Genomic DNA, 19032 nt, shown 5'->3' with positions numbered 1-19032 from the left:
GGAACCAATACATGGGTAAATTTTCTAATTCCTTTACTACTGACATCGGTATTGATCTTGGTACTTGCAACACCCTGGTATATCTGCGCGGGAAGGGAATTCTAGCCAATGAGCCATCTGTTGTGGCAGTGGAGCGTGGCACTAGGAAGGTTGTCGCGGTAGGCGAAGAGGCCAAGCGTATGCTCTGGAAGACACCCGGAGATATCATTGCTATAAGACCATTGCGGGATGGTGTGATCGCCGATCTTGAAACTACAGAAAAAATGATTCGTTACTTTATCTCCAAGGTATTACCCCGTAGATTGTTCATTAAGCCTCGAATGGTAATCGGTGTTCCCTCATGCATCACCGAGGTTGAAAGAAGGGCTGTTGAAGAGAGCGCCTACAAGGCTGGAGCACGCGAAGTAAAGGTCATTGAAGAATCTCTTGCTGCTGCAATTGGAGCAAATATACCAATCCATGAACCAGCGGGACATATGGTGGTTGATATCGGCGGCGGTACGAGTGAAATTTCTGTCATCTCCTTGGGAGGAATGGTTGTAACCAATGCAATCCGTTTGGGAGGCGATGAGTTTGATGAAGCAATCATTAAGCATGTACGGGGGATCCATAATTTAATTATTGGTGAGCGGACAGCGGAGGAACTAAAAAAGAGCATCGGGAATGCAACACCCGACAAGAAAATTGATAAAATGGAAATCAAAGGGACTGATGCTATAACCGGACTACCCAGAAGACTCGAGATTGATAGTGTAGAAGTCCGTGAAGCACTACAAGAGCCCATTGGCGCAATTATTGAAGAGATTAAAAAAACCTTAGGTCAAACACCGCCGGAACTTGCTGCCGATATTGTAGAACGAGGAATCGTGATGACAGGGGGCGGCAGCCTCTTAAAGGGATTAGACACACTTATTTCTAATGAGACAGGAGTCCCCGCATTCCGTGCAGAAGCACCACTAGACTGTGTTGCAATCGGCGCAGGTTTATATTTTGAGCAGGTGAGGGGGATTGATTCAAATCGTATGATTTACGATAGTTTGAACCCGTAAGTGTAAGTCCGAATGTTACGTCTCAGCAGTGCCATAAAAAAGCATAAAGATTCTTTCTATCTTTTAATTGTGATGGTAATTACCACAATCTCACTAATTATTAGTAGTGACTCTGGATCTATGGCGCTCAGGAACTTGGGTGAGGATTTTACTGGGGGATTGCAAACCGGAGCAGCCTCCGTAGGACGATTTTTTAAAAACACCTTAACATCAGTATCAGAGCTCGCGAGTCTTCAAAAAGAATACGATACGGTTGTCGAAAGATTACAGGACTTGGAGCAGTCACTGAATGATTTTGAGGACGTAAAATTTGAAAACCAGCAACTTCGAGAAATGCTGGAGTTTAAGGAGAAGTCCAGCTTTGAGACCGTTCCGGCCTTCATTGTGGCTAAAAATCCAACTTCAACAATTGAGGTTTTTACAATAAATAAAGGAAGAGCCGACGGGATAGCTGAGGGCCTTCCGGTAGTTGCCCTTGCCGGTGATCAACAGGCTTTAGTTGGAAGGGTAGTAGACGTAAACACATTTACGAGTAGAGTATTGCCCATAACCTCAAACAATCACTTTATTGCAGCCAGGCTGCAAAAATCCAGATATGAGGGTCTTGTATCTGGATCCGGGATCGATAGAAAATCATTGAATATGGATTATGTGGATCGTGATGCAAGGAACATTTTGTCTGTCGGTGATATGATCATCACATCGGGCCTTGATTCTATTTTTCCTCGAGGAATACAAATAGGGACCATAGAAGAAATACACGCTCAATCCTGGGAAACTTCTATTCATCTTTCGGTACGTCCCTCAGTCTCTTTTGCTACACTAGAGGCAGTGTTTGTATTAAAACATGCAGAATCAAATCAGTTTAGGGAGTAGCTATGCTACGTGTCTTAATTTTTGCTCTTATGGGCTCCTTACTAGTAATTTTTCAAGGAACGGCTTTTTCTGCAGCTAATCTCCTAGGCGGTGCATTGCCCAATACTGCGTTAATTCTACTTGTTTTTTTTGCGGTTACCAATGGTTCTTTTCTGGGAGAAATCGTAGGTACCCTTATAGGGTTAACCTACGATCTTGTCGGTGTTTTACCCTTTGGTCTCTTTATTCTTCTTTGTACTCTTATTGGATACCTTGTTGGAAGACTCCGGAACGCTTTTGTCTCTACTCATTGGTTGTTCTGGCCAATCGGTATCACCTTCATTTCAATGATTCTGTGGAATGTAATCCTAATTTTTCTATCATTCATCTTTAACCTTAATCTTAATGATCAAATATTCGCCATAGCAAATTTACTGGAAATACTCTATACAGTCCTGTTTGCACCCCTGTTATTTTTCATACTTGGAAGACTTGAACTACTAATTACAAGAAGGCCAGGTGGTACACGGTAAATGAAGCGTTCTGGAAAAAATGAGCAATTTAATAGCAAGCGTTACTATGTATTTATTATACTTATTATCTCCTTAATTCTTATTTACGCATACAAACTATTCTCAATGCAAATTGTGGAAAACTACATATACGAGGATCGTGCTAGTCGGGTGTCCAATCGCTCAGTGATCATATCAAGTCAAAGAGGAGAGATTTACGATAGAAATGCTGATGTACCGATTGCTACCAATAGAAGTAGTTTTAATTTGGAAATAACCCCTGCGTTAGTAGGAAATGAGGAAAATCGGAGTGCCATAATTCAAAACCTAACCCAGGTGCTCGATTATCCAGTCACTTTCCTAGAACAAATAGTCCCAAGATCCTATCGATCCCATGAAAAAAAGGTGATTTTATCTGGTTTGGAATATAACATTATTTCCAGGCTGGCTGAACGCATAGAATTGTATCCAGGAATTTCTTGGTCTCAACAACCATTGAGGATTTATCCTTATGGGTCGTTGTTCTCCCATGTTCTCGGGTATATTGGGAATATTACCCAAGAAGAGTTACAAGTGCTATTTAACCAAGGCTATAATCAATCATCCCTAATCGGTAAAACAGGAGTTGAGGGGGCGTATGACAAGGTGCTTAGGGGTGTAGATGGCTTGGCTATACGTCAAGTAGATGCTCTCGGTAGGGATGCCGGTCTGCAGGATACAATTCTGCAAAAAACACCAACAATTGGAAATACCCTCATTCTCACCATTGATAGAAACACCCAAGAATTGGCATCAAAAGCACTTGGAAATCGAATTGGGTCGGCGATAGTATTGAAGCCTGCTAGCGGTGAAATACTAGCTATGGTAAACCATCCTAGTTATGACCCCAATGTTTTTTACGGTCCCCTCGGTGGAGATGGTTTTAATGAGGTGAATAATGATCCTTCGAGTCCATTCCTGAATAGAGCAATCCAAGCTGCCGCGCCACCGGCCTCAACCTTTAAGTTATTGATGGCTCTTACGGCTCTTGAAGAAAACCTCATAGACCCAAATGATACCGTGTTTTGTGAAGGCCATTTGGATATCGGGGATAGACGTTTCAATTGCTGGGATCCGAGTGGACATGGGCATGTGGATTTATATGATGCCATTGCAATGTCCTGTAATGTATATTTTTATCACTTAGGTTATGAAATACTGAAAGAAAACTTGATAATCGATTATGCAAGAAAGATAGGATTTGGACAAAATTCTGGTATAGATATTCCTGGTGAAGTTCGGGGACTAGTACCCACTCAGGATTGGAAAGAGCGAACCTACGATGCTCCTTGGGTCGGGGGAGACACAGTCAATCTATCCATAGGACAGGGGTATTTAACCGTGACCCCTCTACAATTAGCCAATATGGTTAGTGCAATTATTAATGATGGAAAAGTCTACAGACCCCATGTTGTTCGGGAAATTCGGGATCCGGTTTCATTTAAGGTTGTTCAAAATATTGAGCCGGAGCTAATAAAAGATCTGAATTTCCAGCAAGAGACTATCAGAATACTCAAAGAAAGCATGCGGAAGGTAATTACTGACGGGACTGCCAATGTTGTTGTTACAACCGATGCCGTCGAGGTTGCAGCAAAGACGGGTACAGCTCAGACTGGCTATGAAGGTAATAAACATTCCTGGTTTGTTTCCTATGCACCCTATGAAGTTGGTGTTAGTACGGATGAGACGATTGTGGTGGTTGTATGGATCGATGCAAAAAATGAATGGGATTGGTGGGCGCCGAAAGCTGCAAATATTATACTCCATGGATACTTCAATGAAATGAATTATGAAGAGGTTGTGGAGGATCTTAAACCTCTTTGGTATTTATAGTATGAAAAAACGATTGCTTTTAAATATTGATATTTCTATTTTGCTTGCCTTGGTAGGACTCATTTCAATTGGAATACTTTTTATCTATTCCAGTGGTGTGAGTTCGACTGGAGTGGTGTTTTCAAACCAGTTTATAAAACAAATCATTTGGGCAATCATAGGTCTATTTCTGTTAATTTCGATAACATTAATCAGGTATGATTATCTAAAAAGTCTATCTGTTTATGTTTTTATTTTATTCTTTCTGCTTGTTCTACTTACTCTTTTAATTGGAAGGACAATAAACGGTGCAAGAGCGTGGGTTGGTGTTGGTCAACTGGGAATACAGCCTTCAGAATTTTTGAAGATTGCCTTCATAATGATATTAGCGAATCACATGGAAGGAAGGCAGGGACAGTTACAGTCAGCGAATGGATTAATTAAACCTATTCTCTTATTGATTGCTGCCATGGGTGCAGTATTGCTTCAACCGGATCTGGGGACTGCAATTGTTTTTTTACCTGTCTTTTTAGCCATGCTGTATTTTGGTGGCGCGAAATTACGGTATCTAAATTTTATATTGCTTTTCAGTATTCTCACATTACTATTCAGTGTGTTGCCCAGCTGGGAGAATCGAATAGTTCAAAGCAGAATACCATTGGTTGACATATTCAGAAATAAAGAAATTATTATAGGTAGTATAGTATTTATATCTATTACTATTATAATAGGGCTGACCGGGTATTTTCTACTGAAAAAGAAAATGCTCTTTTACTGGTTGGTTTACAGTGCCTTTTTATTACTTGCTGCCTATCTTTCTTCCTTTTTAGTACGATTCGTCCTAAAAGAGTATCAAATAATGCGATTGATAGTATTTATTGACCCCTACGTTGATCGTTTAGGTTCTGGATGGAACATTATACAATCAGTAATCGCCATAGGATCCGGAGGATTATACGGCAAAGGCCTTTTAAATGGTCCCCAAAGTCACCTGCAGTATCTTCCTGAACAGAGTACCGATTTTATTTTCTCCATCCTTTCGGAGGAGTGGGGGTTCATCGGGGGAATCAGTGTTTTTCTGTTATATAGCATAATATTATTCAGAGGACTTAGAATCGCACGACAAGCACGTGATGCCTTCGGCGGATATCTGACTGTGGGTATCTTAACCATGTTATTGTCGCATTTCTTAATTAATATTGGTATGACCATGGGTATAATGCCTGTAACTGGGATTCCCTTACTATTTATCAGTTACGGGGGATCAAATCTCCTTTCTGCGATGATAGGTATTGGATTAATACTAAATGTTGGCTTGAACCGATACCGATACTAACAGCTGATACAATGCACTACATAGAAAGCAGATTCTAGTAGACAGAATATATATTATACGTAGTAACCAATTAAATCACCGAACGGATAGGAAGGATCTAACAAAGGGCGTATAGAATATATACACAAGTTTAAGTATTTACATATTGCGATTAAACTTCATCGAGCCCACTAGAAGAAGATTAAAGATAGCAGCTCCGAGAATTGAGGTCATTAGCCGAAAGAGTTGATTCATAAAGGATAGACTTATACCAGTATTGAGACTCAAGGTATATACAAATTGCTTATGGGCCGCAATGATACCATCACTTACTCTGATACCAAGAAAGGCAAATAAGATTCCCCCTATAAATGAGATGATTAACAACAGCAAAAATGAACTGTAACGAGCATACAAATAAGAAAAAGAACCAGTCATGAGGAGTACTGGACCAAGAATAATGAAAACAATCAACAGCATATCAGTTCCCTACACCGAATTTCAATGGATAATCAAAATTAAAAAGTATTTTAGAATTGCTCGAATCAAATTGTTGCACCTGAAGGTAGGCCGCGATAATGAATCTGCTATCACTGGGGATCTCTTGTTCTAATTCATACACGAGTGCAGAATCTATCTTTAAAACAGTGTCTTCTACGACGCGAATACGGACACCGTTTGTTACTGTTTCTTCCGCGGAAAGGTATAAATCAAACTTAAGCTCCTTCCCCGCTAGGTCGTCCTCTAATTTGATTGAAGGGGAATTATTTTCATTATTATAATTATAAAACCCGTATGCACTGCTGAGTAATGTGTTGGGAACAATCGAATCTGTGACCTTGTCTTTTAGTTCTTCAATGTCTTCAGGATCCACAGCCCGTAAGAGGAGGAAAAGTTGTGCGGAGTTCACTAAAACTTTTGCAGTAAATTGAAGGTGGTTATCTCCTGGGGAATTCAATTCTACAAGACTACCGGGTGAAGGAGGTCCTACTGTCGGCAGACCGCAGGAAAACAGGATACCCAGTATTCCGAGGATGATTAGCCGACTGTACGCCATATATATAGTCAATGCGGTCCGACTTTTTTTATGTGCCAAAGAGGTGCAAACTCTTTTATTCAAGGACATCCACCAGTTCATAAATAACCACAGGTTTATTTTTTCCTTTAACACGGATGTTATCGAGTTCACGTGCTACCACCCTATCCTTGACCAAACCATATGTATATTCCGATATAATTATCTCTGTTAAATACGTTTTATTTGTACCTTCAAGACGCGCCCCGAGGTTAACATTATCTCCCATCAGGGTGTAGTTCATCCTGCCCAAGCTACCCATGTTTCCAACTGTCATGATACCGCTGTTTATTCCAATACCGATATGTATTTGTTTTTCTATTGGCCATTGGGAGTTCAATTCATTGAGTTTATTTATTTGAGCTAGGGCACATTTACATGCCAAAATCGCATGCTCATTCTGGGGAAGCGGAGCACCCCAAAAGCACATTATTTCATCGCCCACATACTTATCGAGAGTACCTTGGAATTCTAGGATGATATCGGTCATGGCTGTAAGGTAAATATTCAAGTGATTTACCAATTCTTGAGGTGTCATTGATTCTGATAGAGTGGTGAAACCACGGATGTCAGAGAAAAAAACAGTCAATTCTTTATCTACCCCACCCAATTCAGGAGGATTCGCAAGTATTTGGTCCACAACCCGAGGACTGACGTATTTTCCAAACATATTTCTAATTCGTTTCTTATCTTTTTCTTCAGTCATTACTCTATATACAATAATACTTAAAAATGTGAAGAAGGCTGACAATGCTGGAACTGCGTAGGGTATAAGATAGGAATAGGTATCAAAAATAAACGTTGTAACAAAGAAAAGAATTACAAGAAGGAGAACAGTAATGATAAACGAAATAATCGTAGAGGTTCGTCTCGAATAAAGGGCTACAATGATAACCAAGGCAAGGATGAAGATAAGATAGTAACTGTACGACATTTCAATAATAAAATTGTCCATAATTATAGTATTTAGTGCATTTGCATGCACCTCAATACCATACATACCACCAAGGGGTGTGAGTTTCTCATCTTCAGCCATTCCTGGACTAAAAGCACCTGCAAGAAGAATCTTATTTCTGAGTCGTAAAGATTCAGGCCAGGTATCAAAAAAGGGCCCCGTGGCTCTAGCAGCATAACTTCCGAAACTTCTTACAGGAAAGGTTTGATTGCCGCTAGGATCAGAGCTTGATCTAGGACCCATGAAGTTTATTACCATATACCCATGTTCATCGATTGGAATTTCGATAATATCCACGGTTTTAAACTCCCCAGGTTCAATAATTTCGCCAGTTTCATTGTATTCTGGTTGTTTTATCATTATTGCATAGGGTTCGATTGAACCATTTTCAATATTACGCATTTTAGGTTCAGGTAAGATTATTTTATTACCAATTTCAATTGATACGTCTGAAAGAGGAACCCTAAGGTAATCTGCTGCGAGTCTCAAAGTAATTGATGGGACGTAGTAATCTTTAAATAACGATACCGTATAATTATCCAGTACGGAATCTGAATCGCTTGCTATTGGTATTCCATCTTTTTGAACGCGCTCGATGATGTCTTCCAAAATTTGGTTATTGTCAGGATCCGGCAAGGTGTGCGGATACCCTGTGGCGGAGTAGAACCCTATATCCAGATCATCCGCGAGTAATCTATCTTGAATCGCTTCCCTGGATTCTTGTAGGGTACCGAGAGAGATCTGCTCAACTTCCTTTCGATATCGAATAATTAAAGGTTGCCGCCTGAACACACCGTCAAGATCACTGACAAAACTAGCATGGCCGATCGAGGCATTCGTCTTGCTTAATGGAAGAATCGGTGATTCAATTCCTAGCCAGGCGGGCAACTTTTCTTTGTCACCATTAATTGAGTTGATTACCTCACCCCGTGCAATGATTTCATCAAAACGTTGATTTAGCTCCGCGGGATTGTCGGTAGTCAGAGGTGCGGGTGAGAGCACTGTCTCCAAAAAGGTTCTTCCATTTTCGTTAATGGCATCCCTAAGTAGAACATCGGAAACTGGATCGTCTGTATACTCGAAAAAGAAAAAATCCAACAGTATTGAACGCTCCCGCTCTTGCTGATCTTTAATTCTAGAAAGGGTATTTAGCAAATCGGCGTGTCTGTAGCGGGGAAACGGCCATCTTCCAAAGCGCTCCAATGTTCTATTGTCGATACCCAAAATCATGATATCTGGGCTGATAGAAAGGGAACGATCCTGCATAACTGCGCCTTGCTGCAACACGCGTTCCTGAGTACTATTTCTTAACCTGAAATGGATATCAAGTATCAGTTGATCAAGACCTTTAAAAATAACCAACCCGTTTGCTGCAAGCAAAAACACCGCAGCTACCAGCAGTGCTATGAAAAAACCAAAAAAACGAACATCAAGAAGCCGAGTTAATAATGATTTTTTTTTCATAGCACCTCCCTGGAGTCATCGATCTAAACAATTGAGGTTCTTCAAAACAAAATTTCAAAGAACCTCACGCCAATCGCAGAACTGTTGTTTTACAAAATCTATAGTTCCAGCATCCAAATTATGGCCTACTTAAACGGTAATAGGCCTATTATCAGTCTATAATGACCCCTGTCGCTGTTAAATAAAGTATACGGTCCTGGGCTAGGTTTGTCCAACTGCTTGAGGGATATTCCAAGAGAAGTCGCTCATAATAAGTGTTTGCTTCAGACGGGTCATTTTTTAGTTCAGATAATCGACCGAGATTAAACAGGACTCGCGGGGCCTCAACAGATTCATTTCCATGTTTATCCAACAGAGACTCTAGTGTTTCTACAGCGATATCGATATTACCGGATAATTCAGCCGTTTTGTACGCCTGGATCAAAATAGGTACCGATAGATACGTTTTTTCTTGAATAGTGGAAGCCTGAGTGAAATATTCGAAAGCAGCTTCATAATTACCATTTTTCTGTTCGAGCTCACCGAGTATCATGGTTGCTCTTTGATCTGCAATAGTATTTGGAAAGCTCTTCTTTACATCGTCAATCTCGGCCATTAAGGCTTCCTGGCCCGCTTCGCCTGCATCATCATCTTCAGACATGAATGCAGCATATTCATCTTCTAACTTTTCAAGAGCCGCGGCCTGTTCCAGGGCGGTATTGTTACTAATTTCAGTGATGATGATCGTGGCAGCTACTGCTAAGATAAAAACAACACTTAACCAAATGATTATGCGGCGGTTTCTTGCCAAAAAACCATTGAATTTATCACGCAGTGTGCTTTTTGATGAGTTTTCAATAACAGGCATTAACTATTCTCCTAGTGATTAATTTCCAGCTCACGCATGAGTCTGGATAGATATGTTCGTTGTATTCCTAGTTGTCGCGCCGTAATGGTTTGGTTCCAACTATTCTCTTCTAGACATGAAATTATAAAGTGTTTCTTAAATACATTAACTGACTCTTTTAACCGCTTACCTTTAAAATATAATCCTTTATCTAAATGTTGGTTTCCTAATTGCAGTCCCTCCCGTCGGATAACTCCATCCGGAGATAATACCACAGCTCGTTCGATAACATTTTTCAGTTCTCGTACATTCCCAGGCCACGGAAAATCAAGAAGTGCTTCCATAGCAGTGGCTTCAATACCACCGTCTGGCTTGTTCATCTCTCTACAGGCATTTTGAAGAAAAAAATCGGTTAGTACCGGAATATCGGCCAATCTCTTCCTTAAGGGGGGTACATTGATGGGAATTACATTTAATCGATAATAAAGATCTTGCCGAAAATGCTTTTCTTCAACCAATTTAGCTAAATCCCTGTTGGTTGCAAAAAGAATTCTTGCCTGAACCTTTTTTTGTTCATTTGAGCCTAGAGGCTCATAAATCCCTTCCTCTAAAACACGTAACAGTTTTGCTTGTACTGCTAACGATAGTTCACCAATTTCGTCTAAGAAAATCGTACCATTAGAAGCTGTTTCAAATTTCCCCACCCTATCGTTAATTGCATCAGTAAAAGACCCTTTAATGTGGCCGAATAACTCACTCTCAATCATTCCCTCTGGTAACGCTGCACAGTTCACTCTAATAAAAGGGCCATTTGCATGTTTGCTTGCTAAATGAATTTGTTCAGCAATCAGCTCTTTACCAACGCCACTCTCCCCGAGGATTAGAACAGAGGAATTTGTTACGCCAACACGCTTCACAATAGACATCACTGATTCGAATTCTTGGCTTGCAAATTTCAAGGGGTGAAAGCCCGCATGGCTTTGAATACTATCCTGAAGCGCGGCAATTTCGTTTTGGGTTTTCTGATACACTCTGGCATTAGAGATTGCCAAAGCGGCCTGATTTGCAAATATTTCGAGCCACTGAAGATCGTTTTCAGTGAAATGCCTCGCATTTTTTTTGTTGATCAACTCAATGACGCCTATACAAGCATCTTTTATCCTCATAGGGGCTGCTAGTATAGAACTAGTCTTATACCCTATGCTCTTGCTTATATCGGAGAAAAACCGGGAATCCTTCTCTACATCGTTTACAATTAAACTCTTATTGTGTTTAGCAACCCAACCGGCGATGCCTTCCCCTATTTTTAAAGAAAACTTTTGGACAGCATCGCCCTTGCTCCCAAGAGCTACTTCAAAATACAGCTTCTGTTCAAAGGTATTTAATAGCAATAACGATGACGCCTCTCCCCCAGTAAGAATCATTGCTGACTCGGTGATACGAGTCAGCAATGCATTCAGATCTGTATAGTCCGAGTTAATGAGACTGTTTAACTCTATGAGGGTTTCGATTTTCTTCGTATCCTCCGCTGAGTTAAACATATGTACCCCTGTAGTTAGTCTTCTTCTTTCTTGAAGAAGTCAGCCATTGTGGTGGTGGTTTCAATATCACCATCATCATGGATGTACTTTTCGATCTCTTTCCGTTCCTTCTGCCTTTCCAGTTCACGGAGGCTTAGGGAGAGCTTCTGTCGCATAGGGTTAATTTCGGTAATTACTGCTTTCACTTCCTGGCCAATAGTTACCTTCTGAAGAGCGGATTCGGGACTTTCAACCCGAGGATCAACCAATTGAGACTTGTTGATTAACCCTTCGATTCCACCCTGTACGCGTACAAAAACACCGAAATCGGTCACATTGGTAACTTCCCCATCAATGATAGAACCTTCCGGGAAAGCTTTCTTTAATGAATCCCAAGGGTCATCAGAAAGCTGCTTAATTCCTAGACGGATGTTTTTAGCATCAGGATCCGAAGAAAGGACAACAACCTCGACTTCTTCGCCTTCCTTAAGAACGGCACCGGGGTTTTTGTATTTTTTTGTCCACGAAAGGTCATCAACATGTAAGAATCCGTCTATACCCTCTTCAAGCTCTACAAACGCACCGCTATTGGTAATTTTCTTTACAACCCGTGTAAGTCGCATTCCTTCAGGATAGGTTTCATTGATTTCATCCCAAGGATTGGGCTGTACTTGCTTTACACCAAGACTCACCTTATGGGCATCTAGGTCAAATCCAAGAATCTTGGCTTCGACACTGTCACCAATCTTTAAAACCTCTTTGGGATGGTTGATTCGCTTGGTCCAAGAGAGTTCAGATATATGGGCAAGTCCTTCAATTCCTTCCTCAAGTTCAATGAACGCACCGAAATCGGTTAATTTTGTAACCGTCCCGGTTACTTCCTGGTCGAGTTCGTACCGCTCATGGAAGCTATCCCAGGGAATCTCCCGCATATCCTTGAGTGAAAGGTTTATCTTCTGATTCTCATGATCCAGTCGAACAACCTTCAATTCTAATTCCTGGCCGCGCTTTACGAAATCCTTCGGGCGAGCAACATGGCCCCAGCTCATATCATTAATATGCAATAGACCATCAAAGCCGCCGAGATCAACGAAGGCACCAAAACTTGTGAAAGACTTCACGATACCTTTTACAACATCACCTTCTTGGACTGAGGCAAAAAATTCCGACCTTTTTTTATCCACCTCTTCTTCGAGCCAGGCTCTTCTTGAGAGGATAATGTTAACTCGGTTATCGCTGTATAAACGCTCAATGTAGAACTGTGTATCCATACCCACGTAGGAGTCTGGATCATCAATTCTGAAGAGATCCATCTTTGAAATTGGGTTGAACCCTCTGGTTCCTCCCCCAAGATTGATTTCAAAACCACCTTTTACGGTCTTAGCAACCTTTCCGGTTATAGGCTGATGATCCTGGAATGCCTGTTTTATATCCTTCCAAACAATCCGTTCATCTGCCTTGCGTTTTGAAACAACCACCTCGCCGTTCCGGCCTTCTTTCGTTACGAGCACAACCTGAACCGTTTCACCAACCGAAGGAACTTCATCAAATTCCGTGGTTGCGATTTTACCTTCAGATTTGTAACCAACATCAACAAAAACCTGATCGTCCGAGACGGCCACTACAGTACCTTCGACGAGCTGACCGACTTCCAGCTCATCCAAGGATTTAAGATACTCTTCTTGCAGCAACTCCTGCTTTGTTGTTTTTTCGGCTGAGCTTTGCTGTTCTTTATCTACCATGATTTATAATAACTCCTGATGTGTTTTATGTCCTTGGATGGATTTAATTACTTTCTCACAAACTTGTTCAATGGTCAAGCCGGATGTATCTAAATACAGTGCGTCCGTTGAACGGCGTAGCGCACCCACGGCTTTTTTCTGATCAACTTGGTCTCGTTCCTCAATAGCTTTATATATCTCCTCGAAGGTTTGGTCAGAGATTCCTTGGTTGAATCTGCGCATCGCCCGAGATTCAATAGAAGCATCGAGATACACCTTAATATCCGCATCCGGAAAAACTACCGTAGTCATATCCCGGCCTTCTGCTACGACATTTTCATTCTTTGAGGTGTTTACAATTATATTGTTTACTGCTTTTCGAATCATCGGAAAAGAACTTATCCTCGGTACCAACTTGTCGATACGTTGATGATGCAGCTCGTCGGATAATTGCTGTAGATTGACCGCTATGTAATCACGGTGAATGCTAATTTCATTCCATGGGATGGATTTAAAAATTGCTTCTTCCGAAATACTTAGATCCTTCTCCAAACAAAGAAAGGTGACGGTACGGTATACCCGCCCAGAATTCACATAGAGAAACCCCAGCTTATCAGCAATATAACGAGCAACAGTACTCTTCCCACTTCCTGCAGGGCCATCAATGGCGATTATCATCGTGTTTCCTTTGCTTTTTAGACTTGGTGACGGATCGCTTGGAATTAGTGTTAGATCGCATTCTAGATTTACTACCCTTTGGTTTGGCCCAGCCCTGTTTACGCGGTGTTTTCCTTTTATTGCTCTTTTCTGCTGGCATACCATTGTCGGTAGTGAGTTGGGGATCGTGACTAACATCACCGAAAACCATTTCGATAATTTTAGATTTTGACATCGCCCTATAGCTTCCAGATGGAAGATCGCCGAGTTCTAGTTGGCCAAAACGAATGCGATGTAATTTACGGATCGTTATTCGGAAATGTGCAAATACATTCCGTATTTCTCGGTTTTTCCCTTCTTCAAGAACCACGCGTACTCTTCTAGGATTAAGGATGGAGAATCGTTTTAAGATGTACCGTTCGCCAGCAATCCGGATGCCTCGCTTCCACTCGGTTAGGATTTGTGCCGGTATCTCCTGTTGCGTTTCGACAAGATACTCTTTTTCTACACGCTTTGATGGATGCATAACAGAATCGGCAAAAGAACCATCGCTGGTACAGAGGATGAGGCCTGAGGATTGAAAGTCAAGGCGCCCTACGGTGAATAATCTCTGGGCGAATTGCGGCTGTACAAGACCGACAGCTGTTGGCCTGCCCTGGGGATCCTTATTGGTGCATATGTATCCAACTGGTTTATTGAGAACCACATAGGCGTGATTTTTGGTTTGATGGAGGATTTCACCATCCAGAGCAATCTCTTCATTACCGGATATTCGATAACCGGGTTCTGATATAACAACCCCGTCAACTGTAATTCTTCCTTCCGTGATAATCTCTGCAGCTTCTCGTCTTGAAGCCGCTCCGCTTTTTGAGACATATACCTGTAAACGGATAGTGTTGCTATCCTCATTAATATTATGTTGCATTTAATTTAAATCTTTCGCTTTCCAGTTCGTCTAGTTTGGGTAGGTCGGCAATACTAGAAAGGCGAAATACCTTTAAAAATTGCCTGGTTGTTCCATATTGGGCCGGTCTACCTGGTGCATCTTTTTTACCGACCTCTTTTATTAGTTCTTTAGTTGCAAGTAGTTTGATCATACTGTCCGATGCTACGCCTCGAATATTCTCAATTTCACCTCTTGTTATAGGCTGGGAGTACGCTATGATTGACAGGGTCTCCATGGCTGCTCGGCTTAGTTTATTTTCGTTCTTCCTGCCATAGCGATGTTTCAAGGAATTCCACAGAGATGCCTTCGGTATAAAGAGATAGCCATCGTCCAATTGACTTAGCTCAAGCCCATGGACCTCATCCTCATTGTAGAGTTCCGATAGTTGTGCCACAACGGTTTCCACAGCATCCGGCGATAGCCCGGTTATTTTTGAGAGTGATTTAATAGATATGGGCTCTGTTTCTAGAAAAAGAACCGCTTCGATAAGGGCAGTTTCTCGTTTCAGCTTCAACCTCCTTCCTCCTCGATGGACTCATCTATGGTAAAATCGGCAGCATCTTCCCGCCGAATTATACGGATGTCACCGAAGAAAACATGCTGTTGAATGCGGATTTGCCGCATTTTTACCGTTTCTAATACTGCGAGAAATGCGCAGACCAACTCCATAACTGAATTCTGTTTTGTGATAAGATCCTGGAATGAGAAATGCTCATGTTCCTCTAAAAGTTCATAAATTAGACTGATTTTTTCGTTAACCGAAACCTCTTCATACAGATTAATGATTTTTTCAGAGGTCAATCCGGCCATAACAGTGGAAAAAGATTTCAGTAGATCCCATACCTCTATATCCTGCCAGGGATCCTCAACCCCGAAAGGAATAGTCCTTTGACTTCCCCTTCGTTCGATTAATACATCTGTATCATCATTTCGTTCAATCATAAGATCCGACAATTTTTTAAAGCGCTGGTATTCTATGAGCCGTTCTACAAGATCTTTACGCGGGTCACCTAGCTCGTCATCGAGATCGATCTCGACTGGAAGGAGCATCCTGCTTTTTATATAGAGCAGGGTCGCAGCCATAAGGTAGAAATCCGTCAAATTATCTAAATCTCTATTTACGTCATCATTTAGGTAACTAACATACTGTTCTGTCACCTGGGCAATCGGGATATCATAGATATTTACTTCATTTTTTTTAATTAGAAATAGTAATAAGTCGAGAGGTCCCTCAAAATCCTGGATCCGAAAGGTCTGTTTTTGAGTCCCCTCCTCCAGGGGCATTGGTAATTGATCCATGAACTCCGCGCATCTCCTTGGTGGCGGCATTATAGTATTCCCATTCCTCATAGTAAATACCCTGGGTAGAAACTTCCTCCAGGTATGCTTGATAGGCGCGGTCGGTCAATGGATCTACCGCGCTAGGCAATAGGCTTAAAAGGGTGATCAGGGCAAATCCCCGTTGATGAAGCCTAGGATGAGGTACGGTGATCCTGGGATGGCGCAGAACATGGTTTCTGCCAGCGTACAAAATGTCGATATCTATGGGTCTGGGACCTTTAATGATCTCATGTTCCCGGTCACGTCCAAGTGCTGTTTCAATCTCTTGGCATATGCGTAATAATTGGTGTAATGAACTGGACCATTGAAGTAAAATCCCCGTGTTGAGAAAGCGCGGTTGTTCAAGGTAGTCGACTGGATCGGATGAGATCAGGGGGGCGATCTTCTTTAAATACCCCCGATGATAACGAAGTATCCGATATTGTATATGTGAAATTGCCTCCTCAAAGGTCTTGGGCACATTCCCTACATTTCCCCCCAGGCCTATCACCACTCTCACGAATTAAAAGAGTTCCTTCGAGTTCGTACTCTTCCCTGTTGTTTTCTGGTCAGCTTGTTTCTTTTCATCCTTCCCTGTTTCCGGTTTGGGATCGCTGCCAACCAGAATTTCATTGGGGAACAGTTGCTCTCGTAGTGATTTTTCCAATTTTGTGGCAATTTCAGGATTAGACTCAAGAAAGGTTTTTGCATTTTCCTTTCCTTGGCCGATCCGTTCTTCGCCGAAGGAATACCAAGAGCCACTTTTTTTGATCATGTCGTATTTAACTGCGGCATCGAGCAGACTTCCCGACCACGACACACCTTTACCGAACATGATATCCATCTCTACCTTTTTAAAGGGAGGAGCAACCTTGTTTTTCACCACCTTAACACGAACAGTATTCCCGATGGCGTTGTCTGAACCTTGGGTAATGGTTTCTACCCGGCGGACTTCAAGCCGTACAGATGCGTAAAACTTTAAGGCGTTCCCTCCGGTGGTTGTTTCCGGGTTGCCAAACATAACCCCTATCTTCATTCTAATCTGGTTGATAAAGACCAGACAGGCCCCGGATTTTGAGATCGTTCCAGTCAGTTTCCGTAAGGCTTGGCTCATTAGGCGTGCTTGTAGACCGACGTGGCTGTCCCCCATTTCTCCCTGGATCTCTGCTTGGGGGGTAAGGGCTGCCACTGAATCGACAACAATCATATCGACTGCACCAGAACGGACCAGACTTTCCGCAATCTCTAGTGCCTGTTCTCCATTATCCGGCTGGCTGACCCAAAGCTCATCTATATTGACACCGAGGTTTCGGGCATATACTGGATCAAGGGCATGCTCCGCATCAATGAATGCGGCTATTCCGCCGCGTTTTTGCGTTTCCGCAATAGCATGCAGCGCCAAGGTTGTTTTTCCGCTGGACTCGGGACCATATATTTCAATGATCCTGCCTTTGGGGTAACCCCCAAGGCCTAGTGCTTCATCTAAAAGGATAGAACCGGAGGGAATACACTCGATATTTATTCGTTCTACCCCTGTACCCAGCTTCATGAGGGACCCTTTTCCGAATTGTTGTTCAATCTGGAGTCGGGCGGCTTCTAGTGCCTTGATTTTTTCTTGTTGGTTACTAGGACTGTGTAATTCCTTGGGAGTTCCTTTAGCCATATCGTTTCCTTTTTTTATTCGGTGATGTTATCTGTTATTACCAAAATAAAATTCAGTTCTGATTCAAATTTCGTTGAAATAGTATACGGTTTTAAAAAGATACTGGTCAAGGCGGAGTTTTATGGACTATTCTAGTGGTATGAACTGTGGATTCTCCATCGTTACCACCCGATCTATGCAGTGGTTCTGTAATTCTGTGACCCAACAACTACGTACCTTTCCCGATTATTATGATCGTAATTTTCAGACCGGCGTTTCTGGTAGAATGCAGACACGAACCTTTGCTGACGGCGAGATGGAGGTGGAAATCCTTACCAGTTTACGTGGGAAACAGGTATTTTTACTGGCTAGTTGTGCCCGAAATGCAGCAGGGATTCCCCTCAACGAGGCGAAGGTGGAATTGTACCATGCTGTTGATGCCATTCGCCGTTCAGCTGCACAGCGGATAATTCTTATTGAACCCTATATGACATGCTCCCGTTCGGACAGGACTACGAGGCGTAACTCCGTGGGGTTCTGGGTACATTACAAAACACTTGCAAGCTTGGGGATCAATCATATAATCACCTATCAACTACACAGCGATAAATCAAAGACAGCAGTAGATCCCACCAGGGTACTTATTGATGATGTCCCAGTAACAGGGTTATTAATGGAGTACATCGCCAGAACCTCCACAGACCTATTGGGGTCTTCCTCAGCCCAAGGGGTTAAGAATTGGGCCTTTTGTTCAGTGGATGCTGGGGGTGAAGGATTAGCCCGGCAATACGCAAAAGCGTTCGGCGCTGATTTAATCATTGCACATAAAAAGAGAAATTATAATCGTGCTAACTCAATAGAGAGCATCAAGGTTCTATCAGATACATCCCTTCAAAATAAAACAATCTGGATTGTGGACGATATGATAGACACCGGGGGTTCTCTGTATGCTTTGGTAAAGGAACTGAGAAATCGTGGTGTTGGTTCCGTTCATGTAGCCGTAGTGCATCCGGTATTTTCACAGCCAGCGGTGGAACGCCTTGCTGAGCTCAGCGAAGCGGGGTTCATAGACAGAATGGTGGTTGTAGAAACTGTAGAAATAACCCCAGAAATAAAGAAAAAACTAAACCGCCTGGAAATTGTTTCTCCATCACGCCTGACTGCTGAGATTATTCTGCGCGTGTATGATCAGGATTCTTTGTCCCCCTTCTTCGAGGAGCCAAATCTTGGAAATTTACTAAACGGAAAAGGCACGTATAATCTAAATCTTTGATAGTGCGCAAAACCCTGTAACTTTTTACAAACCTTCCCCCACCCTTGAAGC

Annotated in this window: 16 protein-coding genes; 5 read left to right on the top strand and 11 right to left on the bottom strand. The window is 42.1% G+C overall.

Translation table 11 applies throughout. The annotated features are described in order from the left end of the window. Positions 1 to 11: 11 nt before the first annotated feature. The 4 genes from DC28_RS00090 (at position 12) to rodA (ending at position 5603) form a co-directional block, all read left to right on the top strand. Positions 12 to 1049, top strand: coding sequence for a rod shape-determining protein (locus DC28_RS00090; protein WP_037544402.1), 1038 nt, complete (start codon positions 12 to 14; stop codon positions 1047 to 1049). Between the two features lie 12 nt (positions 1050 to 1061). Next, on the top strand, positions 1062 to 1925 hold the full coding sequence (gene mreC / locus DC28_RS00085) for a rod shape-determining protein MreC (RefSeq protein ID WP_037544400.1): 864 nt from the start codon (positions 1062 to 1064) through the stop codon (positions 1923 to 1925). Positions 1926 to 2437: 512 nt separating this feature from the next. Beyond that, complete coding sequence (gene mrdA, locus DC28_RS00075) at positions 2438 to 4288, top strand: penicillin-binding protein 2 (protein ID WP_037544396.1); 1851 nt, start codon at positions 2438 to 2440, stop codon at positions 4286 to 4288. 1 nt (position 4289) lies between these two features. Further along, the gene (rodA, locus tag DC28_RS00070) at positions 4290 to 5603 is read left to right on the top strand and encodes a rod shape-determining protein RodA (protein WP_037544395.1); all 1314 of its coding nucleotides are present in this window, start codon (positions 4290 to 4292) and stop codon (positions 5601 to 5603) included. 460 nt (positions 5604 to 6063) lie between these two features. Here the strand turns inward: rodA and DC28_RS00060 are convergent, their stop codons facing one another. The 11 genes from DC28_RS00060 to recA form a co-directional block, all read right to left on the bottom strand. Next, on the bottom strand, positions 6064 to 6540 hold the full coding sequence (locus DC28_RS00060) for a hypothetical protein (protein ID WP_156104510.1): 477 nt from the start codon (positions 6538 to 6540) through the stop codon (positions 6064 to 6066). A gap of 154 nt (positions 6541 to 6694) precedes the next feature. Beyond that, the gene (locus tag DC28_RS00055; protein WP_037544524.1) at positions 6695 to 9076 is read right to left on the bottom strand and encodes an adenylate/guanylate cyclase domain-containing protein; all 2382 of its coding nucleotides are present in this window, start codon (positions 9074 to 9076) and stop codon (positions 6695 to 6697) included. 151 nt (positions 9077 to 9227) lie between these two features. After that, a complete protein-coding gene (locus DC28_RS00050; protein ID WP_037544392.1) occupies positions 9228 to 9923 on the bottom strand; it encodes a tetratricopeptide repeat protein in 696 nt (231 codons plus the stop codon). 11 nt (positions 9924 to 9934) lie between these two features. Next, complete coding sequence (locus DC28_RS00045) at positions 9935 to 11443, bottom strand: sigma-54-dependent Fis family transcriptional regulator (RefSeq protein WP_037544390.1); 1509 nt, start codon at positions 11441 to 11443, stop codon at positions 9935 to 9937. A 14-nt stretch (positions 11444 to 11457) separates the two neighbouring features. Next, positions 11458 to 13164, bottom strand: a complete 1707-nt coding sequence (gene rpsA / locus DC28_RS00040) for a 30S ribosomal protein S1 (RefSeq protein WP_037544389.1) — start codon at positions 13162 to 13164, stop codon at positions 11458 to 11460. 3 nt (positions 13165 to 13167) lie between these two features. Then, a complete protein-coding gene (gene cmk, locus DC28_RS00035; protein WP_037544388.1) occupies positions 13168 to 13821 on the bottom strand; it encodes a (d)CMP kinase in 654 nt (217 codons plus the stop codon). After that, positions 13805 to 14725, bottom strand: coding sequence for a pseudouridine synthase (locus tag DC28_RS00030; RefSeq protein ID WP_052078253.1), 921 nt, complete (start codon positions 14723 to 14725; stop codon positions 13805 to 13807). The genes cmk and DC28_RS00030 overlap by 17 nt, the downstream gene beginning before the upstream one ends. Continuing rightward, positions 14715 to 15260 carry an SMC-Scp complex subunit ScpB gene (gene scpB / locus DC28_RS00025; protein WP_193382269.1) on the bottom strand — a complete coding sequence of 182 codons (546 nt, stop codon included), beginning with the start codon at positions 15258 to 15260 and terminating at the stop codon, positions 14715 to 14717. Before scpB ends, DC28_RS00030 begins: the two co-directional genes overlap by 11 nt. Next, positions 15257 to 16045, bottom strand: coding sequence for a segregation and condensation protein A (locus tag DC28_RS00020; RefSeq protein WP_052078252.1), 789 nt, complete (start codon positions 16043 to 16045; stop codon positions 15257 to 15259). The genes scpB and DC28_RS00020 overlap by 4 nt, the downstream gene beginning before the upstream one ends. Continuing rightward, positions 15978 to 16586, bottom strand: coding sequence for a 2-amino-4-hydroxy-6-hydroxymethyldihydropteridine diphosphokinase (folK, locus tag DC28_RS14985; protein WP_081941721.1), 609 nt, complete (start codon positions 16584 to 16586; stop codon positions 15978 to 15980). Before folK ends, DC28_RS00020 begins: the two co-directional genes overlap by 68 nt. Positions 16587 to 16589: 3 nt before the next feature. Continuing rightward, positions 16590 to 17729, bottom strand: coding sequence for a recombinase RecA (gene recA / locus DC28_RS00010; RefSeq protein ID WP_037544386.1), 1140 nt, complete (start codon positions 17727 to 17729; stop codon positions 16590 to 16592). A 139-nt stretch (positions 17730 to 17868) separates the two neighbouring features. Between recA and DC28_RS00005 the strand changes: the two genes are divergently transcribed. Then, on the top strand, positions 17869 to 18981 hold the full coding sequence (locus DC28_RS00005) for a ribose-phosphate diphosphokinase (protein WP_037544385.1): 1113 nt from the start codon (positions 17869 to 17871) through the stop codon (positions 18979 to 18981). The last annotated feature ends 51 nt before the right edge of the window (positions 18982 to 19032 follow it).

It is taken from the genome of Spirochaeta lutea, assembly GCF_000758165.1.
Classification (GTDB): domain Bacteria; phylum Spirochaetota; class Spirochaetia; order DSM-27196; family Salinispiraceae; genus Spirochaeta_D; species Spirochaeta_D lutea.
The sequence above is the reverse complement of the archived record's forward strand: the minus strand, read 5'-3'. Positions and strand labels throughout refer to the sequence as shown.